At 36.3% G+C, this 25,806-nt stretch carries 22 protein-coding genes and 2 riboswitches; of the genes, 16 read left to right on the top strand and 6 right to left on the bottom strand.

The window, feature by feature from the left end; genetic code table 11:
- Nucleotides 1-93 precede the first annotated feature (93 nt).
- From OTK01_RS08095 to purB, 8 genes are all read left to right on the top strand, one after another.
- The gene (locus OTK01_RS08095) at nt 94-279 is read left to right on the top strand and encodes a hypothetical protein (RefSeq protein ID WP_011917100.1); all 186 of its coding nucleotides are present in this window, start codon (nt 94-96) and stop codon (nt 277-279) included.
- Between the two features lie 93 nt (nt 280-372).
- Nucleotides 373-660: a YhbY family RNA-binding protein gene (locus tag OTK01_RS08090; protein WP_029228254.1), complete on the top strand. Its 288-nt coding sequence runs from the start codon at nt 373-375 to the stop codon at nt 658-660.
- 72 nt (nt 661-732) lie between these two features.
- A riboswitch (SAM riboswitch) is annotated at nt 733-858 on the top strand.
- Between the two features lie 108 nt (nt 859-966).
- Complete coding sequence (locus OTK01_RS08085; RefSeq protein WP_029228255.1) at nt 967-2,244, top strand: O-acetylhomoserine aminocarboxypropyltransferase/cysteine synthase family protein; 1,278 nt, start codon at nt 967-969, stop codon at nt 2,242-2,244.
- Between the two features lie 124 nt (nt 2,245-2,368).
- On the top strand, nt 2,369-3,514 hold the full coding sequence (gene metX / locus OTK01_RS08080; RefSeq protein WP_029228256.1) for a homoserine O-acetyltransferase MetX: 1,146 nt from the start codon (nt 2,369-2,371) through the stop codon (nt 3,512-3,514).
- Nucleotides 3,511-4,233, top strand: a complete 723-nt coding sequence (locus tag OTK01_RS08075) for an MBL fold metallo-hydrolase (RefSeq protein WP_014042096.1) — start codon at nt 3,511-3,513, stop codon at nt 4,231-4,233. Before metX ends, OTK01_RS08075 begins: the two co-directional genes overlap by 4 nt.
- 33 nt (nt 4,234-4,266) lie before the next feature.
- Nucleotides 4,267-5,160 carry a dipeptidase gene (locus tag OTK01_RS08070; RefSeq protein WP_029228257.1) on the top strand — a complete coding sequence of 298 codons (894 nt, stop codon included), beginning with the start codon at nt 4,267-4,269 and terminating at the stop codon, nt 5,158-5,160.
- Between the two features lie 129 nt (nt 5,161-5,289).
- Nucleotides 5,290-6,483 (top strand): pyridoxal phosphate-dependent aminotransferase, encoded by a 1,194-nt coding sequence (locus OTK01_RS08065; protein WP_029228258.1) that lies wholly within the window; start codon nt 5,290-5,292, stop codon nt 6,481-6,483.
- 58 nt (nt 6,484-6,541) lie between these two features.
- On the top strand, nt 6,542-7,972 hold the full coding sequence (gene purB, locus OTK01_RS08060) for an adenylosuccinate lyase (RefSeq protein WP_029228259.1): 1,431 nt from the start codon (nt 6,542-6,544) through the stop codon (nt 7,970-7,972).
- A gap of 46 nt (nt 7,973-8,018) precedes the next feature.
- Here the strand turns inward: purB and rgy are convergent, their stop codons facing one another.
- From rgy to OTK01_RS08035, 5 genes are all read right to left on the bottom strand, one after another.
- Entirely contained in the window at nt 8,019-11,387 is a 3,369-nt protein-coding gene (rgy, locus tag OTK01_RS08055) for a reverse gyrase (protein WP_029228260.1), read from the bottom strand.
- Between the two features lie 145 nt (nt 11,388-11,532).
- Entirely contained in the window at nt 11,533-12,000 is a 468-nt protein-coding gene (locus OTK01_RS08050; RefSeq protein WP_013432426.1) for an ACT domain-containing protein, read from the bottom strand.
- A 12-nt stretch (nt 12,001-12,012) separates the two neighbouring features.
- Nucleotides 12,013-12,771: a 4-hydroxy-tetrahydrodipicolinate reductase gene (dapB, locus tag OTK01_RS08045; RefSeq protein ID WP_013432427.1), complete on the bottom strand. Its 759-nt coding sequence runs from the start codon at nt 12,769-12,771 to the stop codon at nt 12,013-12,015.
- Between the two features lie 37 nt (nt 12,772-12,808).
- Complete coding sequence (gene dapA, locus OTK01_RS08040) at nt 12,809-13,696, bottom strand: 4-hydroxy-tetrahydrodipicolinate synthase (protein WP_014042103.1); 888 nt, start codon at nt 13,694-13,696, stop codon at nt 12,809-12,811.
- Nucleotides 13,697-13,749: 53 nt separating this feature from the next.
- Nucleotides 13,750-14,799, bottom strand: coding sequence for an aspartate-semialdehyde dehydrogenase (locus OTK01_RS08035; protein ID WP_049772739.1), 1,050 nt, complete (start codon nt 14,797-14,799; stop codon nt 13,750-13,752).
- 73 nt (nt 14,800-14,872) lie between these two features.
- Nucleotides 14,873-15,056: riboswitch (Lysine riboswitch) on the bottom strand.
- A 151-nt stretch (nt 15,057-15,207) separates the two neighbouring features.
- Between OTK01_RS08035 and OTK01_RS08030 the strand changes: the two genes are divergently transcribed.
- The 7 genes from OTK01_RS08030 (at nt 15,208) to OTK01_RS08000 (ending at nt 23,531) form a co-directional block, all read left to right on the top strand.
- A complete protein-coding gene (locus tag OTK01_RS08030; protein WP_029228261.1) occupies nt 15,208-15,600 on the top strand; it encodes a nucleotidyltransferase substrate binding protein in 393 nt (130 codons plus the stop codon).
- A gap of 45 nt (nt 15,601-15,645) precedes the next feature.
- Entirely contained in the window at nt 15,646-16,119 is a 474-nt protein-coding gene (gene ispF, locus OTK01_RS08025) for a 2-C-methyl-D-erythritol 2,4-cyclodiphosphate synthase (RefSeq protein ID WP_013432432.1), read from the top strand.
- A 67-nt stretch (nt 16,120-16,186) separates the two neighbouring features.
- Nucleotides 16,187-17,359 (top strand): DNA double-strand break repair nuclease NurA, encoded by a 1,173-nt coding sequence (locus OTK01_RS08020; protein ID WP_029228262.1) that lies wholly within the window; start codon nt 16,187-16,189, stop codon nt 17,357-17,359.
- A gap of 17 nt (nt 17,360-17,376) precedes the next feature.
- Nucleotides 17,377-17,970, top strand: coding sequence for a hypothetical protein (locus OTK01_RS08015; RefSeq protein WP_029228263.1), 594 nt, complete (start codon nt 17,377-17,379; stop codon nt 17,968-17,970).
- A 7-nt stretch (nt 17,971-17,977) separates the two neighbouring features.
- Nucleotides 17,978-19,642, top strand: a complete 1,665-nt coding sequence (locus OTK01_RS08010) for an ATP-binding protein (RefSeq protein ID WP_029228264.1) — start codon at nt 17,978-17,980, stop codon at nt 19,640-19,642.
- A gap of 25 nt (nt 19,643-19,667) precedes the next feature.
- Nucleotides 19,668-20,930 carry a metallophosphoesterase family protein gene (locus OTK01_RS08005; RefSeq protein ID WP_029228265.1) on the top strand — a complete coding sequence of 421 codons (1,263 nt, stop codon included), beginning with the start codon at nt 19,668-19,670 and terminating at the stop codon, nt 20,928-20,930.
- Nucleotides 20,931-20,957: 27 nt separating this feature from the next.
- A complete protein-coding gene (locus tag OTK01_RS08000) occupies nt 20,958-23,531 on the top strand; it encodes an SbcC/MukB-like Walker B domain-containing protein (protein WP_029228266.1) in 2,574 nt (857 codons plus the stop codon).
- A 315-nt stretch (nt 23,532-23,846) separates the two neighbouring features.
- Here OTK01_RS08000 and OTK01_RS07995 read toward each other — a convergent pair whose 3' ends face one another.
- On the bottom strand, nt 23,847-25,277 hold the full coding sequence (locus OTK01_RS07995; RefSeq protein WP_269011518.1) for a transposase: 1,431 nt from the start codon (nt 25,275-25,277) through the stop codon (nt 23,847-23,849).
- 170 nt (nt 25,278-25,447) lie between these two features.
- Between OTK01_RS07995 and OTK01_RS07990 the strand changes: the two genes are divergently transcribed.
- Nucleotides 25,448-25,789, top strand: coding sequence for a YbaB/EbfC family nucleoid-associated protein (locus OTK01_RS07990; protein ID WP_013290677.1), 342 nt, complete (start codon nt 25,448-25,450; stop codon nt 25,787-25,789).
- Nucleotides 25,790-25,806 lie beyond the last annotated feature (17 nt).

Below are 25,806 nucleotides of genomic sequence, written 5' to 3'. Positions count from 1 at the left end.
TAAAAATGGATATAGACAAAACAGTGAAAATGGGTTAAAATAATTGACAAGCAAAAACAAATTCTTAAAAGGTTTGGAGGTTATCTTTTCTAAATGGAGTGCATCAATTGTGGGAACTGCAAGGTAGGTAATACCACATACTTTTGTTTTAAGGAAAACGGGTTTGTTGTGGATGTATCAAAACAAAAGGTGGTTGAGAAGGTAAGAAGCGGTTGGAAAAAGGGGGATCCGGAGTACGAGAAGCAGCGGCGCAGGTCTCGAAAAGAAGTAGAGGTCTAAAAAATAAAAAAACGCCGGCAGAAAGGCAAGTTCCTTTCTGCCGTTTTAGTTTATAAATCGAAAATTAAATTCATAAAAGAGGTGAAAAATATCTTGCTAACATCCAAACAAAGAGCAAAACTCAGGGGCATGGCAAACACAATGAATGCAATTATTCGAATTGGCAAGGAAGGGATTACAGAAAGGGTGCTCAAACAAATAGATGAAGCACTCACCGCAAGAGAGCTTATAAAAATTACCCTTGAGAAGAACTGCGATAAGAATCCAAAAGAAGCGATGGCTTATATCTGCGAAAAACTAAACGCAGAGCCTGTGCAGGTGATTGGCAGAAAAATTGTAATTTACAGAATGTCTGAAGAAAATCCAAGAATTCAGATTTAAAAAGTAGAGTATTGACCAATGTATTTTTAAATGGTATAATCAAAACAACAAAATTGAATATCGAAAAATTACTTCTTATCAAGAGTGGCGGAGGGACTGGCCCAATGAAGCCCGGCAACCGGAAAAAGGTAGGCTATAGCCCTTTTTCTTGGTGCCAATTCCAGCAGGTATTTTTTTAAAATACCTGGCAGATAAGAAGTAAGAAGATTTGAAAAAAAGTCTTCTTGTAGCTTATCTGCAGGAAGACTATTTTTTTATCTTTTTTAAAAACCAAGATATTATAAAATTAACGAAAGGGGAAAAGACATGATGGAAAGAAAATATGGTTTTGATACTCTTCAACTTCATGCAGGGCAGTTTGTTGACAAAGAGACAAAATCAAGAGCTGTCCCAATTTACCAGACAACCTCTTACATTTTCGAGACACCTGAAGAAGCAGCAGACCTGTTTGCACTCAAAAAAGCAGGAAATATCTATACAAGAATAGGAAATCCGACAACAGATGTTTTAGAAAAAAGAATTGCAGCATTGGACGGTGGTGTTGGAGCTGTTGCTACCTCTTCAGGGCAGGCTGCCATCACTTATGCGATTTTAAACATCACAAGAAGCGGTGATGAGGTTGTTGCGGCATCCACTTTGTACGGTGGGACATACACCCTTTTTGCTCATACTCTTAGAAAACTTGGCGTTGTGGTGAAGTTTGTCAATCCCGATTATCCAGAAGAATTCGAAAAGGCAATCACAGACAAGACAAAGGCTGTATTTGTAGAAACTCTTGGAAATCCCAATATAAACATACCTGATTTTGAAGCAATAGCTGAGATTGCCCACAGGCATGGGATTCCATTTATTGTTGACAACACATTTGCAACACCGTATCTATTTCGTCCTATTGAACATGGAGCAGATATTGTTGTATATTCAATGACAAAGTTTTTGGGCGGGCATGGAACATCAATTGCAGGGATTGTTGTTGACTCTGGCAAATTTGAGTGGAATGAAAAATTCCCAGATTTGATTCAGCCAGACCCAAGCTACCATGGACTTGTTTACACAAAAGAGTTTGGGAACGCTGCATACATTGCAAAGCTAAGACTTACGCTTCTTAGAGACATTGGCGCATGCATCTCGCCATTTAATTCGTTCTTGATACTGCTTGGTGTTGAGACGCTCTCTTTGAGAATGCAAAAACATGTTGACAATGCAATAAAACTTGCCAAGTTTTTAAATGACCATCCAAAGGTTGAGTGGGTGAACTATCCAGCTTTAGAAGGCAACAAGTATTATGAGCTTTACAAGAAGTATCTTCCAAAAGGACCGGGTGCTATCTTCACATTTGGACCAAAAGGCGGCTACAGTGCTGCAAAGAAGATTATAAACAATGTAAAGCTCTTTTCACACCTTGCAAATGTTGGTGATGCAAAGTCGCTTATTATTCATCCTGCATCAACAACTCATCAGCAGCTGACAGAAGAAGAACAAAGAGCAGCCGGAGTTTTGCCAGAGATGATTAGACTCTCTGTTGGTATTGAAGATATTGAAGATTTAATATATGATATTGAGAGTGCACTCAATAAAGTGTAAAATAGTTTTTAAGCTGACATTTCAACTAGCATTGAAAGATTGCTCCAAAAATCAAGGTTTATTAAATACAAAATGGGGCAATCTTTCATTTTAATTAATCTTTTTTGGTGGGGGTAAAGGAAAGTTGGAAAAATTTGAGTTCTGGGAAGAGGGCTACAAAAAATTTGTACGATTTGCTCACAACAAGGATTTTGTATTAGAAAGTGGAAAAACATTTGGACCAATCACAGTTGCTTATGAAGTCTATGGAGAGATAAATAAAGAAAAGAATAACATCATCCTTATAACCCACGCTCTAACAGGTGACTCTCACGTTGCAAAGCATTCAGAAGATGACCCTAAGCCTGGATGGTGGGACAAGTTTGTCGGCCCTGGCAAGATGATTGACACAAACAAATATTTTGTAATATGTTCAAATGTGTTAGGAGGCTGCCAGGGAACAACTGGTCCTTCTTCTATTGACCCTGAGACAGGGAAACCTTACGGTGCACGGTTTCCTATAATAACCATAAAAGACATGGTAAATGTTCAGAAAAAGCTTTTAGAAGCACTAAGAATAGACCATATACTGTGTGTTGTTGGTGGTTCCATGGGCGGAATGCAGGCTTTGGAGTGGGCTGTGAGCTACCCGGATTTTATGGACGGGGTTATAAACATTGCATCGCCGCTCAAACTCAACGCACAGTCCATTGCTTTCAATGAAGTTATGAGAAGGGCTATCATGGCAGACCCAAACTGGCACGGTGGAGACTACTATGACAAGACAGGACCTTCTCAGGGACTTTCAATTGCCAGAATGCTTGGCATGATAACATACCAGTCTGACAAGCTCATGGATAAAAAGTTTAATCGACGAATGAAAGACCCTGTTGAGAGCTTTTTTGAGTCGTTTAACACCGAGTTTGAAGTTGAAAGTTATTTGCACTATCAGGGTATGAAACTTGTTCAGAGGTTTGATGCAAACACGTATCTTTATCTCACACGCGCAATGGACCTTTATGATTTGGGAAGGACATATGGCAGCGAGGAAGAGGCTTTAAGACGAATAAAGGCAAAATTTTTGCTCATTGCTATAACCTCGGATATACTTTTCCCGCTGTCTCAGATGAGATATATGAGAGACAAGCTTTTAGAAGCTGGGGTTGACCTTGTTTACAAAGAGATTGATTCTGATTATGGTCATGACTCCTTTTTGGTGGAAGAGGAGAAGTACAGGAATATTATCTCTGAATTTTTAGAATTACTTTATAACAAGGAGATGATAAGATGATATTAAATATCTTAGGGGCAAGAGGACCTTATCCGGCAAAGGGTGAGCCTACATCAGGGTATCTTTTGAGGACAAAAGAGGCAAATATTCTACTTGAGTGTGGAAGTGGAGTTTTGACAAGGCTTTTAAACTTTATTTCTTTTGATGAGATTTCTTTTATCATTTGCAGTCACCTTCATGCTGACCACTACAGCGATTTGGGAGTTTTGAGATACTATCTTGCATCAAGAGGAAAAGAAATAGACCTTTATATACCTTCTGAGCCAAAAGAAGAATATGATTTGATAAGAAAAGGAGTGTACAGGGTTAAGGAAATTGAAAATAATATGGAAACAAGAATAGGAAATCTTACAATCAAGTTTTTGGAAGGTCAGCACCCTTACAAAAGCTTTGCCGTAAGAATTGAAGAGGATGGTAAGGTTTTTGGATTCTCAGGTGATACAGGATTTAAAGAAGAACTTATAGAATTTTTCAAGGATGCAGATGTAATTTTGCTAAACTCAGCATACACAGACAAGGAAGTGGAGAAGATTGAACCTGAAAAGAGATTTCATATGAGTCCAAAACAGGCAGCTGAAATTGCAAAAAAAGCAAATGCAAAGCTCCTTGTTTTGACACATTTAAAGCCTGAGTGCAACGAAAAAGAACATCTTATGTCTGCAAAAGAGGTTTTTGAAAATGTTGTTCTTGCAACTGATAATGAAACAATAGAATTTTAAATGAGAGGCCAAAAATCCAACGAGCTTTGTAAAATGTTTGCCGATGCCCATAATGATACGGTGACCACCGCTTTTTCAAAAGGTGAAAATCTTTATAAAAATTCATGTCAATTTGATTTTAAAAGAGCAAATAAGCTTAATTTAAAACTTCAATACATGGCAATATGGCAAGACACACGTCAAAAAGGCATTGATTTTTTGAAAAATGCCTTTTATTTTTTGGACAAAATAAATGAGTACACAATAAACAACGTAGCTAAAAGCCAAAAAATCGAAGATGGTATGATAAACGTTTTACTTTCAATCGAGGATATATCTTTTATAAATGACACGTATGAGATAGAGCTTTTAAAACAAAGAGGGGTAAAAAGTGCAACACTTTCGTGGAATCATGAAAATAAACTTTGCGGTGGTGCATATTCAGATAGAGGTTTGACAAACACGGGACGTGAAGTTTTAAAAAAATTACTTGAAGAAAACTTTATCATAGACCTTGCACATGCATCAGAGAAAACTTTTTTTGATGTTGTAAAGCATCTAAACAAACCTTTTATAGTAAGCCATTCTAACTGTTTTAGCTTATGCCCGCACCCGCGAAACCTAACAGATGAGCAGATAAAAATTGTGAGAGATTTTGATGGCATAATAGGAATTAATTTTTATTCTCCATTTGTGAAAAATGAAGGCAGAGCTAATTTGAATGATGTTGCCAGACATATAGCATATATTGCAGAATTAATTGGTGTGCAGTACATTTCGTTTGGGTCTGATTTTGATGGAGCAGATGAATTTCCAGAAGGCTTGAGAGATGTTGAAGATTTGCCAAATATAGTGAATGAACTTGGAAAATATGGGTTTTCCGAAAAGGAGATTATGGACATTTGCTATTTTAATCTTGTAAGGTTTACTGAAAGGTTTTTAAAATGAAATTTTTACATCTGCATCTTGCGTTTTTACTTGAAAAATTCTTAGTTTTCTGTATCAGTACTATTGAAAAATGCATATAAATATGATATAGTATTGCAAAAATGAATTGAAGGAGAGAAGCGATAAAAAATGAAATATTCTCAAAAGGCACTTAACATTTCAGCATCACCGACACTTGCCATCGATAGCCTTGCAAAAAAATTAAAAGAAGCTGGCGAAAATGTAATTGGATTTGGTGCTGGTGAGCCTGATTTTGACACTCCTGATAATATTAAGTATGCTGCAGTTTCAGCTATTGTAAAAGGGTATACAAAATACACGCCGGTTGCGGGGATTAGCTGTTTAAAAGAAGCCATTGCAAAGTATTACAAAGAGAATTATGCAGTTGATTATTCTCCAGATGAAGTGGTTGTTTCAAATGGTGCAAAGCATTCACTTATGAACGTGTTTTTTGCACTTTTAAACGACGGTGATGAGGTGCTTCTGCCATCTCCATATTGGGTTACATATCCAGAGCTTATAAAGCTTGCAGGTGGGAAGGTAATAGTTGTTCCAACAACAAAAGAAAAGAACTACAAAATAACAGTATCTGACATTGAAAGGTATGCGACGTCAAAAACAAAGGCGATTGTGTTGAACACACCTTCAAATCCCACCGGTATGGTCTATACATATGATGAGCTCAAACAAATTGTTGAGTTTTGTATTGAAAGAGAGATATTTGTTATCTCTGATGAAATATATGACAAGTTGATTTATGATGGCAAAAAGCATATATCGGCAGCATCGATAAGTGAAAAGGCAAAAGAGTTTGTAATTGTTGTAAACGGTGTTTCAAAGTCATATGCGATGACAGGATGGAGAATTGGTTATACCCTTTCAAACAAGGAACTTGCAAAGATTATGTCAAACCTTCAGAGCCACACAACCTCAAACCCGAATTCAATTGCTCAGTACGCTGCATATGAAGCATTGGTAGGTCCGCAGGATAGCGTAAAAAAGATGATATGCGAATTTGAAAAAAGAAGAGACTTAATTTATAGCCTTGTAAATGATACCAAGTTTTTATCTGCACTAAAGCCCGAAGGTGCATTTTATATATGGGTTGATATATCTGCTACTGTTGGAAAGAGTTTTGAAGGCAAATTAATAGACTCGGCAAACACGTTTGCAAAACTTCTTTTGGAAGTAGAAAAGGTGGCTGTAGTTCCAAGTGAAGGATTTGGAATGGAAAATCATATAAGACTTTCATATGCAACATCTGAGAAGAATATAAGAGAAGGGCTTGAGAGGATTAAGAGGTTTGTTGAAAAGCTAAGTTAGTAGTATAATATATGGTATCAAATGCTGAAGAATTGACAGAGTGGGGATGTGAAGTAAGGTGAACGATATTTATGAGACACCGCTAAATTCAAGATATGCAAGTGATGAGATGAAAAGACTTTTTTCAAACGATACACGTTTTAAGCTTTGGAGGAAACTTTGGATTGCACTGGCAGAGGCACAAAAAGAGCTTGGTCTTGATATTACAGATGAGCAGATTGAAGAGATGAAAAGATACGCAGAGGATATAAACTATGAGGTAGCAAGACAAAAGGAAAAAGAGCTAAGGCACGACGTGATGGCGCATATCCATGCGTTTGGTGAGCAGGCAAAAAAGGCAAGACCAATAATTCATCTTGGTGCAACAAGCTGTTTTGTCACAGACAACGCAGATATTATCATTATGTATGAAGCGTTAAAACTTATCAGAAAAAAACTTGTAAACTGTATAAAGGTGTTGTCCGAGTTTGCTCTAAAGTATAAAGATATGCCTACGCTTGGATTTACGCATTTTCAGCCTGCACAGCTGACCACTGTGGGCAAAAGAGCCATGCTCTGGGTTCAGGATTTGGTGATGGATTTAGAGTTTTTGGAGTATGTTATGGAGCATACTTATCTGAGAGGAGTCAAGGGGACAACTGGTACTCAAGCAAGTTTTATGGCACTTTTTAACGGTGATGAAGAAAAGGTCAAGATGCTTGACAAGCTTGTTTGCAAAAAGATGGGGTTTGAAAAAAGTTTTCCGCTGACATCACAGACATATCCCCGAAAATATGATTTTCTGGTCTTGTCGGTTTTAGCTTCAATTGCGCAAAGCAGTTACAAGTTTGCAAATGATATAAGGCTTTTACAACACTTAAAGGAAATTGAAGAGCCGTTTGAGAAAACGCAAGTTGGTTCATCTGCGATGGCATACAAGCGAAATCCTATGAGAAGTGAAAGAATCTGTGCATTAGCAAGATATGTCATGGTGAATATTCAAAACCCGCTTTTTACAGCATCTGTTCAGTGGCTTGAAAGGACGTTAGATGACTCGGCAAACCGAAGAATATCAATTCCGGAGGCGTTTTTGGCAGTTGATGCTATTTTGAACCTTTATCACAATGTTGCAAGCGGGCTTGTTGTGTATGAGAGAATGATAGAAAGGCATATACAGCAAGAGCTTCCATTTATGGCAACAGAAAATATATTGATGGAAGCTGTAAAGCGCGGCGGTGACAGGCAGGATTTGCACGAGAGAATAAGAAGGTATTCCATGGAAGCTGGAAGAAATGTCAAAGAGTTTGGGAAAGAAAATAATCTTATAGAGCTTATTTCAAATGACCCAAGTTTTAAACTTTCAAAAGAGGAGATTGAGGCTATTTTAGACCCTAAAAAGTTTGTGGGAAGGGCACCTTCACAGGTGCAAGAGTATTACGATGAATATGTAAAACCTATATTGGAGAAGTATAAAGACGAACTTGGCTTTGAGTCTCAAGTGAACCTATAAAAAAGTAGAAAAAGGGGGCAAAAAACCCCCGCTTTTTGTTTTGGAGTTAATTTTCAATTAAATTTTTTAAATCGTTGAACAGCTCGCTCAAAATTTCTTGATAGTCTCTTTTTCCTTCTTCTACTATGTCCATAAGTTTTTCAAGCTCGCGTGTAGTTTGCTCATTCACGTATTCACCATATTTTTGTGAAAGATAAGAATATACCTTCTTACCAAGCGATGTTGACCTTATTCTTCTGAAGCTGTCTTCAAACACATACCCTCTTTTGAAAAGTGTTTCTACCATCTTTGCATATGTTGAAGGCCTTCCTATATTTTTCTGTTTCATTTCGTCAATAAGGCTTGCCTGGGTGTAAAGCTGAATGGTATGTTTTTTATAACTTCGCTTGTCAGTTATGCTATAATCCTTATTTTCAAACAAAGGGTAAATCTGCATAGGAAGAAATTCCAGCCAGCTCTCTTCTTCCACTTTCACAGGGATGTCCTTGACAATTTCAATGTCATTGATTCTAAAATGCACTTTTTGAACCAAAACCTTCGGATTTTTCATTTGGCTGCTCATAAACCTGTTGAAAATGAGCTGATAAACTTTTATGTGATTTTGTGATATACCCTGTGCATATTTTTCATAGGCAAGTTCTTTTAGCTCCTCAGGTGATATAGGTTTTACAGGTCTTATTGCTTCATGAGCACCTTCATCTCCAAAGCTTCTTGGTAAAAACAATTCTTTTTTACCCACCTTTTCTAAAAACATTCTTGCAATATTCTGTCCTGTCCCAGAAATCCTTGTTGAGTCTGTTCTGTGATAAGTGATAAAACCATGCTCAAACAAAAACTGCAAAATTTCCATTATCTGTGGTACACCCAAGTTTAGTTTCTGTGAAGCCAAAGATAGTAACGATGAGGTTGAAAATGGAGCAGGTGCAGATATTTCCTCTATTTTTTGTTCAACAATCTGTGCTTTTACTCTTTCGCATTCAATTTCACCTTCAATTTCAAGATTATATCCGTTTTCAAGTTTTAAAAGGGTAAATGTTTTCTCACTTTTTGCATATTCCTTTTCTCTTTCAACAATCCAGCCAAGGATGGTTGACTGGACCCTTCCCGCAGAAAGATTGTAACTTTTAAAGTTTTCTTGAAGCTTTGAAGAAAGCTCAAATCCTACCCATCTGTCTTCTATTCTTCGCACAATTTGAGATTTTACAAGGTTTGTGTTGAACTGTCGCGGGTTTTTCAAAGCACTGTCAAGACCATAGCGTGTAATTTCATGCATTTCAATTCTTTTGATATTACTATTTGCAGGCTTTATATACTGTGAAATGTCCCATGATATCTTTTCACCTTCAACATCAGGGTCTGTTGCAATCAATACTTCGTCAACCTCAAGTGAAAGTTCACGCAATGTTTTTAAGATTTCTTTTTTATCATCAATTGTATTAGATGCGCATTTGGGACAGCTATCAAGCTCATCTGTAAATTGAGTATTGCATTTCATGCAGCGTTTAATAGAGTTGTAATAGGGAATGAATTTTCCATCATGGTACTCAACACCGTGTAGACCCTTTTTTGTCTCAAGGTCGTACACATGCCCTTTTGATGCAGTGATAAGTAGAATTCCTTCCGGGGTTATCGATTCATATACAGAGAGTTTACCATATCTTCTTGTTGAGGCTTTTTCCAGGAACTTCGAAATGGTATCAGCTTTTGTTGGAGATTCAACTATCATAAGTCTTGACTTTGTGTCATTTTGATAAAAATCATGGTTTTGGATTTTTCTGCTCTCTTCTACCTCTTCCATAAGATTTTCAAAATCTACCTCATTTTCTTCCATCCATTCCTCATCCAGTAAAAACAAGAGTCGTGACTTTAAGCTTTCGAATATAGTATCATCTTCTTCAAAGAGGATTGAAACTCCTTTTGTCAGGCGCATTCCAAACATTCTGGATGTTCTGCCAGAACCTTGGATGTATGTTGGAACGTCAGGGATAACCAGTTTGCCATCGTCGGTTAATTTCAAGTGCGAAAATATTTCATTTACAATTTTGCTGTAATCCTCTTTAGATATATATTTTGAGACAAGTTGTCTGAGCTTTTCTGTTTGCAGACTATCAACATTTTTAAAATACTCCTTGAGCTTAGGATGATTATCAAGGTATTCAACAAAGACTCTTTCAAGTACAAATCGAGGAGCTTTATCCATGTCAATCAAAAATCTAAAACAAGGTGTTTCCCAAAAGATACAGTATTTTATGCGTAAAGGTAAGTCAATTCCTCTTATTAGTTTTCCATAGTAAGAAGAGACACCACAGATGACATTCAACTTTCCTTCTTTGAAAAGTTCAAACTCCTTCTCAAAATCATTCCATGTAGCTCCAATTTTAATACCATTTTCTAAAAGAAATTTAACAATTTCTTTTCCTTCTTCCTCAGTGTTGACAAACAGAAGTATACCATCTTTTAAGATGTTGATTATTTCAAGCAATTTTTTGTTTGATTTATTTTTGATTCTTATATTGGTTATATTTCTTATATTAAATGTAAATCTGCCAATTTCAAAACCCAAAAGTTCTCTGAAAAGAAGTGGCTTTAGTCCCTGCGGCTTTGCTGTTGCTGAGGATACTATGAGCATTCCCTTATTTTTAGAACCATTTGAAACTGTATCTTGCCCGCTTTCTTTATTTTTGCTTCTCAATCTTTCGGTTGCTTTTTCAATCTCATCTTCTGAAAAGCCTATCATCTGAAGTAATGTATCGATATTCTTTGAAGATTTCAAAATAGCGTCAACATCGTCCACAAATACAAGGTCAAAAAACATTTTAGATAGAACATCTTTTCTTTTTGAAACAAACTGAGTGGTTATTATAAGTATATCAAAGTCGCAAGATAAAAACCTTTTTTCAAACTCTTCTTTTCTACTTTTTGTCATCGAAGAGTTAAATAATAAGATTTTCACAGCGTTTGCATTTTCTAATTTTGTTTTAAACTCTTCAAGTCTTTCAAAAGACTGCTGTGCAAGTGAGATTGTAGGGAATACAAGAGCTGACTTTTTACCATTTAGCGCTAAAAAAAGGCTTGCTACAAGTCCAAATGTTGTTTTACCAACTCCTGTGGGGGCAACAAGGGTAAAGCTTTTTGAAAGCAAAAAACGTCGTGCCCATGTTCTTTGGTATCCTGTCAATGGTTTTTGAAAAATATGCTCAAAAAACTTTTCAAACGTATCAAAGTTTTGCTGAAAGTTCCAGTATATTTGATAGTCTTTCAATGTTCCCTTCTTTTTTAAAGATTCAAATATATTTTTACTTATCTGTTCTTGGCTAAGACACTGCTCACAGGGTAGTCCTTTTTCATTTCTTGTATCTGTATTTATCCCGCCACAATTTATGCAAGAGTGATAGTATTTTGCTCCTGTTGCCAATCAGCACTCCTCCTGTTTTTTTAAAGATTTTAATTAGCTCTTCTATTTTTCAATAATACTAAGTGGAAAACCAAAATTCAATACTGTCAAAAAAAAATAAGCTGCCCCAACTTCAAAGGCTGTTTTGGGCAGCGTGTGCACAAACTTACTTTAAATCAAATCTTTCTTTTATAATCTGAACAGCTTTTTCCTCGTCTTTCTGGTCAATCAAATATGATATGTCAACCTCACTTGTTGTTACCATCTTAAGCTCAACACCTGCTTCAGCTAAAGTGGTGAAAAGTGATGCTGCAACGCCGGGAATGTCTTTCATTGCTTCACCAAAAATTGAAAGCTTGCTCAAGCCAGACACGATATCAATTCTCAGGTGAGGAATCTCTTTTTTGAACTTGCTTAGTGCAGATATTGCCTTTGGCACATTTTCTTCGTCAAGACTAAATGATAAATTTATGTTTCCTTTATAAGGTGCTGTTTGGCTTATCATATCAATATTTATTCCATGGTTTGCCACTTCATTGAAGATAGATGCTATCAAGTCAATTTTATTAGGGACATTGTCAAGGGTTATCATGGCAACATTCTGGGTGACATTTAAATTTGTCACAGGCTTCAAATTCAAAACACCTCACATTGAATTAATCAAATCTTTCATATTATATATACCCGCGCCTTTGCCTATCATAAACATTGCAGCCTTGATTGCCCCGTTTGCAAAGATTTCTTTTGAGAGTGCTGTGTGCTTTATCTCGATAATCTCATCAGGGCCGGCAAAAATGACACTGTGCTCACCAACAATTGTTCCACCGCGCAAAGACGCAATTCCTATCTCGTTTTGCTGTCTTTTCTTTCTCCTTGTATGCCTGTCATAGATATACTCATAAGAATTATTTGCAACCTCGTTTATTGCATCAGCAAGCATCAGAGCTGTGCCCGAAGGTGAATCTATTTTCTGGTTATGATGTTTTTCGATGATTTCAATATCAAATGAAGGACCAAGAGCCTTATAAGCCTTTTGAATAAGCTCTGCGACAAGATTTACTCCCAAAGACATATTTGCCGACCAGAAAATAGGAATTTGTTTTGAGTATTCTAAAATTTTAGATTTCTGGTCAGATGTAAAGCCTGTTGTTGCTATTACAACTGGCTTTTGCTTCTGCTTTGCAAACTCAAGTATTTTCATTGTTGCTTCAGGAAGAGAAAAGTCAATTATGACATCAAAGTTTTCAACCACTTCCTCGGGACTTTTGTAAACAGGATAGTCAAAGTTTTTAGTTGTGTTTAAGTCAACCCCTGCAACAATTTTGATATTGTCATAGCTTTTGGCAACCTTGCTAACAACCTGGCCCATTTTACCATTGCAACCGTTAAGTAAGATGCTAATCATTTGTGTCTCACATCCAATCCTTGTTATTATTTTATTCTCATTCTTTTATCGAAATGCCATAGTCAACAAGTGCTTTTTTGAGAATTTCCCTGTTCTTTTCTGTCATAGTGGTAAGCGGCAATCTTGGTTTTCCAACATTAAATCCCATCATATTCATAGCTTCTTTTACAGGAATTGGGTTTACCTCAATAAAGAGTGCTTTGATTATAGGAAGAAGCTTTAGCTGAAGCTGTCTTGCCTTTTCAATTTCACCGTTTAAGAAATATTCAACAATATCATGCGTCTCATCAGGTAAGATATTTGCCAGCACCGAAATAACACCAATTCCACCAACTGAAAGAACAGGCACTATCTGGTCATCATTTCCAGAATAGATATCAATTTCGGGGCAGAGCATAGCAATTTCAGCAACCTGTGTGATGTTACCACTTGCTTCTTTTATCGCTTTTATGTTTGGCAGTTTTGCAAGTTCTTTCATGGTTTCAGGCAAGACATTTAACCCTGTCCTTGATGGTACATTGTAGACAATAATAGGAATTGATACAGCATCATTTATTTCTTTAAAGTGCTCAATCAATCCTTTTTGAGTTGTTTTGTTGTAGTATGGTGTTACATGCAAAAGACCATCTGCACCAAGCTCCTGTGCTTTTTTGGAAAGATAAACGGCATGTTTTGTGTGATTACTACCAACACCAGCAATAACAGGTTTTCTGCCAGCTACCCTGTCAATTACAAATCTGATTACTTCTAAATGCTCATCATCTGGCATTGTTGAAGGCTCTCCGGTTGTACCACATACAATGATTGCATCTGTCTTGTGTTCAAGGTGAAAGTCAACAAGCCTTCCAAGAGTTTCAAAGTCTACACTTTCCTCATCTTTAAATGGTGTTATTAAGGCAACACCTGAACCTTTAAAAAGAGACATAGCAAATAAACCCTCCCAATTTATTCAAACTTTAAAGTTTAGCCACTTTTCAATTAGCTAAAGAAATATTCTATTACCTTTTCAGCAATCTGAACAGCATTTGTTGCTGCTCCTTTTCTTATATTGTCAGCAACAACCCACAGATTTACTCCACTTTCAACAGATTCATCTCTTCTAATTCTTCCAACATAAACTTCATCTTTTCCGGAAACATAAATTGGCATTGGGTATAAGAGATTTGCAGGGTCGTCCTGAACAACCACGCCTGGAGCACTCTTTAGAATTTCTTTTAACTCTTCTAAATCAAACTGCTTTTCGAACTCCACATTTATTGACTCACTGTGACCGTTGAAAACAGGCACTCTCACAGTTGTTGCTGTTATCTTTATGGAATCATCATGTAAAATCTTTCTTGTCTCATTTATCATCTTCATCTCTTCTTTTGTATATCCGTTTTCTAAAAACACATCAATATGGGGAATAACATTTCCTGCAATTGGGTATGGGAACTTCTTTGGCGGAGCACCTTTTAATCCTTCTTCTAAATCCAAATATCCTTGATACCCTGCACCTGAAACTGCCTGGTATGTTGAGTATACAATCCTTTTTATTTTGTACCTATCATGCAAGGGTTTTAAAACAACAACTGCTTGGATTGTTGAACAGTTAGGATTTGCAATAATTCCCTTGTGCCATTTGATATCTTCCGGGTTGACCTCTGGTACAACAAGAGGAACATCTTTTTCCATACGCCATGCACTTGAATTGTCAATTACAACACAGCCTTTTGATGCTGCAATTGGCGCAAAGTGAAGAGATGTTGAAGCGCCGGCAGAGAACAAAGCAATGTCAATGCCCCTGTCAAATGAGTCTTCTTTTAGCTCTTCAACTGTGTATTCTCTTCCCATAAATTCAACCTTTGTCCCTGCTGACCTGCTTGATGCAAAGAGGAAATATTCTTCAACCGGAAGATTTCTCTCTTCCAAGACTTTCAAAAATGTTCTTCCAACCATGCCTGTTGCGCCAACTATTGCCATTCTGATTTTCTTTGCCACTTTACTGTAAACCTCCTCTTCAAAAATTAAAATTGTACTTTTGTGCATATACATAAAACTAAAAAAAGCTGGTTTTTGAGCCAGCTTCTGTTAATATATTGTACATCAAGCATACAATATATTAACAGATAGCGCTCCACCAATTTTTCAATTGGTGACAGTTGCATGGATATTCTCCATGCACCCAGGGAAGTTTCCAAGAAGAAAGAAACTCCCTTCGGCGTCTTTTCCTTTCAGCAGGTTTCATCTGTGTCTTCTTTCACATCCACCTGCCTACTCTTAAAAGACGCGCCTCTATCTATTAATATATTATGAGCTATTCATTTGTGGTGTTTATTTAATAATACCATTAAGATTCTTTGCATGTCAAATTTTTTTGAAGGGCTAAGAGCATTTTCATGTGATATAATTTAAGTAACGATAATGTGAATGAACAAAAAATGGAGGATGAAAAGTTTGGAAAAAATTAAAGAAAGATTTGCTAACTTTCAAAAAGCTCTTTTAAGATTGAAAGAAGCAGTGGAAGAAAGAAGTGATAATCCTCTTTTGTATGACGGTGCTATTCAAAGATTTGAATTTACCTATGAGCTTGCTTGGAAATTATTAAAGGCGTATTTGGAATATCAAGGTATAGTAAATATTTCTTCACCTAGGGCAGTTTTCAAAGAAGCATATTCAGTGGGCTTGATTGAAAATCAAGAAAAATGGCTAAGGATGATTGAAGACAGGAGCTTGGCAGTCAACAGCTATGATGAGTGTATTGCTAAAATAATATTTGATAGAATAAAAAATGATTACTTGCCATTGTTTATAGAGCTTGAGAAAGAAGTTGAAGAGTTAATTAAATGAAATTTGAGATTGAAGATGTGGTATTTGAAAGGGGAGTTTAAATCAATGTTTAAAGTAGGAATTGGTTATGATGTTCACAGATTTGCTGAGGGAAGAAAACTTATACTGGGCGGTGTTGAAATACCATTTGAAAAAGGGCTTTTGGGACATTCAGATGCGGATGTTTTGGTTCACGCTATAATTGATGCTATTCTTGGTGCTATGGGGGAAAATGATATTGGAAGGCTTTTCCCGGACAGCAGCCCAAAGTATAAAGACATTTCCAGCCTGCTTCTTTTAAAAGAAGTTGCAAAGCTTTTAGAAGAGAAAAACTTGAAAATAGTGAATATAGATTCTACAATAGTTAGCCAAAGACCCAAGATTTCACCATATACTAATGAGATGAAAAATAAAATTGCAGATTGCCTCAAGATTGAAAGTACGCAGGTAAATATCAAGGGAAAAACAACAGAAGGATTGGGGTTTGAAGGAAGAGAAGAAGGTATCTCAGCATATGCAGTTGTTTTGATTTGCGAATAAATGTTTGATAAAATGACGTACAAGGGATATAATTATAAGTATAAGAATAACTTTTGGATGTGATAAGATGTTAGACCTTTATAGTTTATCTGAACAGATAAATGAGAAGAAAGAGATTTTAGCAAAACACGAAAAAGAGCTAAAATCAAAGATAGAAGATGTGTTCGCGTTTTTAAAATCGGCAGATGAGAAGAAAATTCAAAGCATTCTTGCCAAAATTCCCAGCAAGGACGAGAAAAATGAGATTTTATTCTGCCTTCCCTACTATAGCAATTACGATGAATTTTTGAAATCTCACAGATGTCATTTGAATCTTGAGTATGAGGTCTTTGCAGTAGATGGCAGCAATACAGAAATAGATAGGCATAATCTAACACCTTACTATGTGTTAAACATTGCCTGTGTCTCTATTGCCTACGGAGAAAAAGAAAGTAGATTTTGGTACAGAACTTTTCCCTACATTTACCTCGACCAAGAATTATATTCTGACAAAGACGATGTTACTTTTAAAAATTCTTCTGAGATATCACAAGAGCGCCAACAAAAAGAATTTGAGGCGATTTTAGAGTATATAGAAAAGAGCATTCAAACAGAAAAGCTCAAAATAGTGCTTTACGACGGCAATCTCATTGACTGGTCGCAGGACAGGCAAGGCATGCGTTTTGGCAGAAAAGCAAATGCTATTCTTGAAAGGATATTCCTGCTGGCTGAGCAAAAAAGAATAGCCGTGTGCGGTTTTATTTCTGTCCCCAAAAACTCAATTATTTCTAATATTTACAGAATATATATGTGTGAAAAGCTAAGGATAAGCTGTAGAGAATGTCCAAAGGAGCAAAAAAGAGAGTGTGAAAAGGTAGGCAGAATAAAGGATGTGGTTTTATTTTCCAGCTTTAGGGAAGGAGAGTATTCAAACATCTTTTACACATTAGGTAGAGCTTTTGATGAGTTTGAAAAAACTGATATAGGCTTTGTTTATTTGAACACAGGTTACGAGATAGCACGAATAGAGTTTCCGCTCTATATAGCAAACGATAAAGACTGGTTTGAGAGTTGCTTGGGTGCTATTTACCATCAGTGTCAGCTTGGGTTTGGCTATCCCATATCTTTGACCCATGCCCATGAATTTTCTGTTATATCTAAAGACGACAAGGACGCAATAGAAAGCATGCTATATAGTTTTGAAGATGGTCTTGTGCGCTATTCTGCTAAAAAGAATAATAAAATGAAAAGAATAGTATAAAAGGAGTAGTTCTTGAGATGATAGTGGGTGAGATAATAGATATTTCTTTTACCCAACTTACCTGTGAGGCAAGGGACTTGAACAACGTACCTACACCTGGAAGGTTTATAAAATTTGAGTTAGATGATTACACGGTGGTGGGATGTGTTACAAGATACGATATCGGCAGCATATCCGAGGGAGGATATCCGAGAGCTTTGTGGAAATCACCAGAAGAGATAAGAAAGCAGTATCCACAGATTGACCAGATTTTGAAAGGTTATTTTAAATGCGTTGTTATTGGTTACATAGTAAATGAGAAGTTTGTTGTATGTCTTCCTGACAAAAGTATAAGACTTCACAGTTTGGTTGAGCTGGCAAACCAAAAAGAGATTCTTCTTGCCACTCAAAACGGTCTTTTTCTAAATTCTGTGCTGAAAGCAAAAGATATTGACATTATTGAAGTTGTCCCGTGGATGCTCTTTTTTGCATATCTTGCAAGAGGAAAAGATTATTACTATATAGAACAGATGGGGAAAAGTTTAAATGCTTATCTTAAATATGATCTCAATCTTCTTGAGCCTGTAATTGAGAGGTTAGAAAATCTAATAATGACTGTACAAGAAGGGTGATTGAGATATGGCAAGTGGTATGTATGAAGAAAGCAGGATTGGCAAAATCATAGGTGGTTCGTACTCAGAAGGTCTTGCAATAAAAGTCGAGGATGATTCTGTGGTGGAAAGTACAAGGATTGGAACAATTCTTGTGAGCGAGACTGAAAAGAGAAAGTACTACTGTATGCTTACCGACATGGTTATAGAAGGTATGAACAAGCAGGCTTTAACAGAGCTTCCGCGAGGGACATCAAACTATCTTTTAAACAGAATTACAAGAGGAACCTCTATTTACACTGTGTTCAAGGCACAGCCAGTCCTTTCCTTCGACCTTGAGGAAAGGAAAAATCAGCCTATAAGAAACATACCGCCTCATGCATCAAGCGTAAGGCGTGCAACATATAATGATATTTCTGATGTATTTGGAAGCTTTGAGAAGGACCCAAACCGATATTTTCCTGTGGGAAACATTCTTGACATGGACGAAAGCTCTACAGTTTGCATAGATATGGAAAGGTTTATTGAACGAAGCAGTGGCATTTACGGCAGAACTGGTACAGGAAAATCATTTATTGCAAGATTATTGATGGCAGGGATTATCCTTTGTGATAAGGCATCGCTTCTCATTTTTGATGCTCACTCAGACCACGGACCTGACAGCGTTGATGAGGAAAACCGGCCTGTCAAAGGGCTTAAAAGTCTTTTTGGAACCAAAGTCCAGATAATGACAATTGAAAATTCATCGTCAATGGCAGGTGTTTTGCCAATTGAGATTGATGTTAGAGATGTTGAGATTGAGGATATTCTATCAATTGCAGAAGAGCTGAACCTCAATGAGACGGCACAGCAGGTTATGATTGCGCTTAAAAACAAGCTTGATGCAGAAGGGAAACACTGGCTTGAAGAGATACTTGTAAATGGCGAAGACTTGGCAGAGAGGTTTAAAGACAGTGAAGCTGTTGTCAATAGAAGCTCTCTTTTGGCGCTTATTAGAAAACTTTCCGTATTAAAGGAATTGCCTTATCTTAGATATGATAGACGACCTGGCACAAACTCAATTGATATTATTTTAAACTATCTTCAAAAAGGTATCAGTGTTGATATAACATTTGGCAAAAGTGATAAATTACTTAACTACCTTTTTGTTACAAACGTCTTATCAAGACGTATTTACCAAAGATATATGGAGATGTACGAAAGGTATATTTCAAACAGACAAAAATATTCCCCACCAAGGCCGCTTGTGATTGCAATTGAAGAAGCACACAGATTTTTATCGCAAGATGTTGCAAAGCAGACAATATTTGGAACAATAGCAAGAGAGATGAGAAAAGCGAAGGTAAGCCTTATGTGTATAGACCAGAGACCTTCTCAGATAGACAGTGAGATTGCATCGCAAATTGGAACAAGGGTTATTTTATCTCTTTCTGATGAAGCTGACATTACAAGTGCACTTGCTGGTATGAAAAATAGTAAGCAGCTGAGGGCAATTATAGAGTCGCTTGATTCGAAACAGCAGGCATTACTGATAGGTCATGCAGTCCCTATGCCAGTTGCAATAAAGACAAAAGGATATGATAGTAGCTTTTATGATTTTATTTCAATTTATCTCAAAAAAGATGAGGTAGATGAAAAGTACGAAAAAACAATAGAGGCATCTAAGAAATGGCTTGATGAGATGGACTATTAAAAATTTTTTTAAGAGGGAGAATAAAATGGCAATAAAAGGTGTTCATACAGCAGACCTTCATTTTGGTGTGACAACTTACAGCCGCGAAACCCCAGATGGTCTTGGCTCGCGTGTACATGATTTTTTCAAGACATTTGACAGAATACTGCAGTTTATACGAGAAAATGGCATTGACCTTTTGCTAATAACAGGCGATATTTTTAAAGACAGGGAACCAAACTCTACGCTGAGGAATATGTTTTACAAGAGGGTTGTGGATATTTCAAAAGAAGGTGTTTTGGTCATAATAATTCCAGGCAATCATGATATGCATCCATTTGAGACAAAAGACCATTCTGTAAAGGTCTTTGAAATATTTGACCAGCCAAACATTGTTGTTATGGACAAACCTTTTGAAATCAAAGAATTTGAAATAAGAGGTGAAAAGCTTCGCATTGTGGCTGTGCCATACCTTTATCTTGAAAGGTTTGTGGATGAGACATTTCCTCAAAAGACAGAAGAGTTTGATATGGTAGCAGCCAATTTTTTTGAGAAGAAACTTAACCAGGTTTTGGACTCTTCAGAAGATAATATTCCAACAATTCTTGCAGGGCATTTTACTGTAGTAGAGGCGCAGATTGGCAGTGAAAGAGCAATCATGCTTGGCAAAGACATAAAAGTGCCTCTTTCTTGCCTTTTAAATCCAAAGTTAAAATTTGTTGCGCTGGGTCACATTCACAAACCTCAAATTTTGCATGCAGCAAACCCAACTGTCCTATATTGCGGGTCGCCTGACAGGATAGATTTTTCTGAGGCAAACGACAGCAAGGGGTTTGTTGTATTTGAGATAGGCAAGGACAGCTTCAGATTTGAGTTTCAACCTGTCAAGGTAAGACCTTTTTGCCAGTTGGAGATTGAGGTGTTTGAAGACCAAGTAGAAAATCTCACCAAAAAGATTCTTGACAAAATAGAAGAGAGAATACAAATGTTTGAGCAAAATACTTCAAGTAGTATTAAGGTTTCGGTTGTAAAGCTCATAATAAAAACTCAAAGTTTGATAAAAGAAAAGATTGACATTGGGCTTGTTGAAAGGTTTTTGAGAGACAGATGTTTTGTTTTAGCGCCTATCGAAATTGAGGTAGTTGATTCTAAAAAAGATTTTAGAATAGCTGAGGTTGACGAGAAGTCAGACCCTGTTTATGCCTTTGAAAAGTTTTTATCGGCAAGCCAGAAATACAGGGGTATAGAGAATAAGGATAAGGTTGTATCAGAATTTAAAAAACTTTTGTATGAAGTGCAGGAAAAATGAAAGCAAATAAAGAGGTGGGGATGAAATTTGAGACCTCTTTTTTTGAGGATTGAAAATTTCAAATCATATAAAGATACTCAAAACGAGATTGATTTTAGCAAAATAAAAGTTGCTTGTATCATAGGAAAAAATGGCAATGGAAAATCTTCAATTGCTGAGGCAATTGCCTGGGCGCTTTTTGGCGAGTTTGAAAGACTTCAAACAGGCAAGCGTGGAAAAGTTGCAGAAACAGAGTATATAAACTCACATAGGGATTATATGCAGGTTGAATTTGAATTTGAGTTGAATAAGACCATATACAAAGTTGTGAGAAGGCTTGACAGGAAAGGAAAAAAGTATCTTTCGCTCTTTGTCAGAAAAGCAGACAGCCTCATTCCTATAAATGAAGCAACTTACACCCAGACTCAAGTAAAGCTTCAGAATATTTTGGGAATAGATTTTAATGTCTTTTTGCACTCAGCCTATCTTTCTCAAAAACGAACAGAAGATTTTTTGCTGTCATCCCCTGAAGACAGGCGTGAAGTTCTTGCAAAGATATTGAACTTGAGCATATATGACAGGATAAACGAACTTGCGAAAGAAAAACGAAAAGAAATAAAGGTTTTGCTGGATGTAAAGAACAGAGAAATAGAGGAAGAACATAAAATTTTGTCAGAGGAAGAGTCTATAAAAACTTTGGTAGCTGATTTGGAAAAGAAAAAAGCCACAATGGAAGCTGAATTAAATGGTTTGAGAAATGAACTAAATGCCCTTATTTCAAAGAGGTCTGAAATAGAACAAAAACTTGGTTTATTGAGTCAGAAAAAGAATGAAATGACAGAACATCAGAGAAAAGCTGAGGAGATAAGGTATAAGATTGGAACTGCCAGAAAAGAGCTTTTAAAAATTGAAGAAAAGTTAAAGGAAGAAGATAAGATAACTGCAATGGTTAAAGAGTATGATGGAATAAAAGAAAAGGTTGAGCTCAAGAGAAAGGATTATGAAACGTATCTTGAACTTAAGAACAAAATTCTTCTTTGTGAGAGGGACATAATAAACAAACTGGAACAGAAAAAGATATTTGAAAAAAACATTGAAGAGAGTAATTTACAGCTTAATAAAGAAACTTCTGAGATTTCAAAGTATGAGGAAGAGATGAAAAAAGTGGAGATTGAAATTTCGAAGGTCGAAAATGAGCTGGATAAAGTAAAGCAGTATAAACAGGAGCAAGAGAAAAAAAGAGAGGAGATTGTAAAACATGAAAAGTTGTTAGAGGTTGTTGAGAACAAATTAAAAGAGCTTGCTTCAAGTTACAGGCTCATAGAGGCAAATCAGGGAAGGTGCCCAGTATGCTTGCGCCAAATTAATGGCCAGGAAGAAAAAGAGCATATAAAAAGTGAAATTGCAGCCCAGGGGAGAGAATTTAAACAAAGAAGAGAAAGTTTGACAAAAAAACTTGAAATTCTGAAAAAAGAGTTTTCTGAGCTTGAAGAAAAGATAAAACTTGAAGAGCTTCTTCGGGCAAGAGAAAAGAAGCTTCACGGGATGTTAGAAAATCTTAAAGCTAAGGTGGGGCAGAAAACACAAAACATTGTTAATCTACAAAATTCAATAGCCCAGATAACTCAAAGCATAAAGCTTTGTGAAGATGAAGTAGAAAGACTGAAAGAAGAGATGACAAACCTAAAGAGAGAAATTTCCATTTTAAACTTTGATGAGAATTACTACACCCAGCTTTTGCAAAGAGAAAAAGAACTTGAAATATATCAGAGACTTTTTAGCGAGCTTACTGTGAACAAGGTGAAAGCTGAAAATTTAAAAAAGGAAATACTTGGATATCAAGAACAGGAAAAAGAGATTTTGAAAAAGGTTGAAGATTTAAGCCAGGAAATAGCAAGTTTATCTTCTTTTGCACATGATATGATGCTTGAAAGGGTAAAGTCAGATATTCTGAGCTGTGAAAGTAAGATAAAAAATCTTCAAGAAAATCTCAATTCTGTTTTAAAAGAATTGGGAATCCTTGAACAGAAGCTAAATCAGATTGAAGAGGCAAAAGAGAAGCTCTCAAGGCTTGAAAGTGAAATAGAAGAGATGAAAAAAAAGATTGAAATATACGACATAATAATAGATATCACAGGACCAGATGGAATAAAAAACGAGATAATCGCAAATACACTGCCGCAGATAAGAGATGAAGCAAATGGGCTTTTAAAAATACTGACAAATGGAGCATTTTCAATAGATTTTAAAACCCAAAGAGAAACAGCATCTGGAAAAACAATTGAAACTCTTCAAATAGAAATTTCTGATGCAAACGGTACAAGAAACTATGAGCTTTTTTCGGGAGGGGAGCTTTTCAGAATAAATTTTGCTATCAGAATTGCTCTTTCAAAGGTACTTCTCAAAAGAGCAGGTGCTTCTATCAGGATGCTGATTTTAGACGAAGGTTTTGGCTCTCAAGATGAAGAGGGGAAGGACCACATTGTTGAGTGTCTGAATAGAATCAAAGACCAGTTTGACACTATACTTGTTATAACCCACATTGAGGATTTAATGGATGCATTTGACCAGCGAATTGTTGTTAAAAAAGATATGGAAGGGTCTAAAATTTTTGTTGTATAATATAAAAGTATTTCTTGAAATAAATGATGTAGCCGTTTGCAAAATAGGTGGTGATTGAAGGGAAAAGATGCCAGTATAAACAGGAAATACAATTAAAATATAAAAAGAAGAGAAGGATTGAAACCATATATTATCAATGATAACAAAAGTATTCAGGAGCAAATATACGACAAGGATTGAAAAGTTCAAAAAAGACAATAGCATCCTAAGCCTTCTAAACTCTAAGTTTTAGAAGGTTAAATAAAAAACAAAATCATAAACCTTTAGTTAGTAGGTTAACTTTAGTGGATTAATTACTCAAGAAAAATTGTAGTTTTAAGCTATAAGTTTTTTAAGTTTGCTCAGTTTTTTGATAGTTAATTTAGAACAATAGAGTTTAATGTTGTGAGCAAGGATAAATAAGAGCGAATAAGTAATAGCAGAGAGCAAGAAATCAGAGAAAATAGGAATATGATCAAGAGTTTGTGTTGTATCAGAGCCCATGTAGGATTTTAGGTGGTAAATAGTCTGCTCTACAGCGACACGTTTTTTGTAGAGGTCAAAAAACTCTTGGGAATTTCTGTTGATTCCTGGGAAAGAGCGAAAGTTATCTGGGTATGTATAGAACATTCTGCCCGATTTAGAGGTAGTACAAGGCTGAGGGCAAGAGCAGATGCGTTTGCCGTCTTTGTAACAAGACATAGGGCAAATCCATTTAAAGCGCAATGAGCGATTTTTGCCTTGACATTTGCCTTCAGGTTTAAAAGGTTTATTGAACTTTTTGCAGATTGGGACACCATCTTCAGATATAACGATATTAGGGTCTGAAGTAGGTGTAGTATTTTTAGAGGCTCTTGTATTTAGAGGGATAACAATTTTGGAGAAGTTGAAAGAATTTTTTAAAGTGGAGTAGATGTTGTGTGAATCCAAGGCACTGTCAGCGATGAAAGTAGAGAAATTTTTAGGTAGATAAGAGAATAGAGTTTCGAGTGAAGGAATTAAAGCTTTAGAGTCAGAGATAGCTTTATGTTGCAGTGGGTCTGACGAAGGAGAATCAGAGTCAAACAGAGGAACTAAAGCTAAAGGAATACCGAGAGCGTTGGTAATGACAGCAAATTTTAAAGCCCAGCAGAAATGGCCATTTACGAACATAAGGCGGATATTAGAATTAGCGTTAGCAGTTTTAGGCAAAGAAGAATAAACAAGAGAGTAGATTTTGTCAGAAGACAGCTCAGGGTTAGCTTTTGAGGTATTTTTCAAGAGTGATTGAATGAATTTAGGGTTGTTTTCACGAACCTTTGGGACAATACCGGTTGTATCGAAGATTAGGATTGAAGCAAGTTCAGGGCATTGTTGGATAGAGATATTGTGTGCATGGATAGAGATATTTTGGAAAAGTTTTTGGATTTCGCTTGCAAATATTTTTCTGAAGCGAGAGAAAGTAGAGATAGAAGGGACATTGCCATGTAGATTACAAAATGAGCGAAGTTCATATGAGTTAAGCAAGACAGCGCGAAGTTGGGTTAAGGTATTGAGTTTAAGGATTTTTTGGACAAAAAAGCAAAGAAGCATAGATTCTAAAGAGAAGTATCTATGCTTACCGAAGTATTTGTAGTAGGCTTTGTAGAAAGAAGAAGGTATGTAGTTGGACAAGTCGATGAATTTGTTGAACAAGCCCAAGAGGCTTTCAGGCTTGTAAAGAGCCGAGGCCTTTATGTGGGAATACAAGTCTAAAAATGAAAGCTGATTAGGTTTGTTTTTGAACATTTTGGACCCTCCTCATAGTAGAAAATTTGTTTTATATACACATATTTTACTACAACTATGAGGAGGGGGTCCAGACTTTTTTGATTCTATATAAAGCTTGATAACGCTCATCTTGAGCGTTTCTGCAAAAGGCTATTGAAATAAATGATGAACAAGGAGGTAAAACTTTAATGGCAAAAAATAGGTTTCCTGGGCTTGGTGGTGGCTTTAATATAAATCAATTACAGAAACAGGCAAAAAAAATGCAAGAGGAAATAGAAAAGTTGCAAGAGGAGTTAAATCAAAGGGAGATTGAGGTAAGTAGCGGCGGTGGTGCTGTCAAGGTTGTTATTAATGGCAAAAAAGAGATAAAAAGCATCCAAATATTGCCGGAGGTTGTTGACCCGGAAGATGTGGAAACTTTGCAGGATTTGATAGTTGCATGTGTAAATGAAGCTATAAGAAAGGTTGATAAGATGGTTGAAGAAGAGATGCAAAAAGTTACAGGGTTTGGAATCCCAGGTCTTTTTTAAAACGAGGTTGAGAGGAA

Source organism: Caldicellulosiruptor acetigenus, from assembly GCF_026914305.1.
Taxonomy (GTDB): domain Bacteria; phylum Bacillota; class Thermoanaerobacteria; order Caldicellulosiruptorales; family Caldicellulosiruptoraceae; genus Caldicellulosiruptor; species Caldicellulosiruptor acetigenus.
Note: the sequence above shows the minus strand (reverse complement) of the source record. Positions and strands in the feature narration are given on the sequence as shown.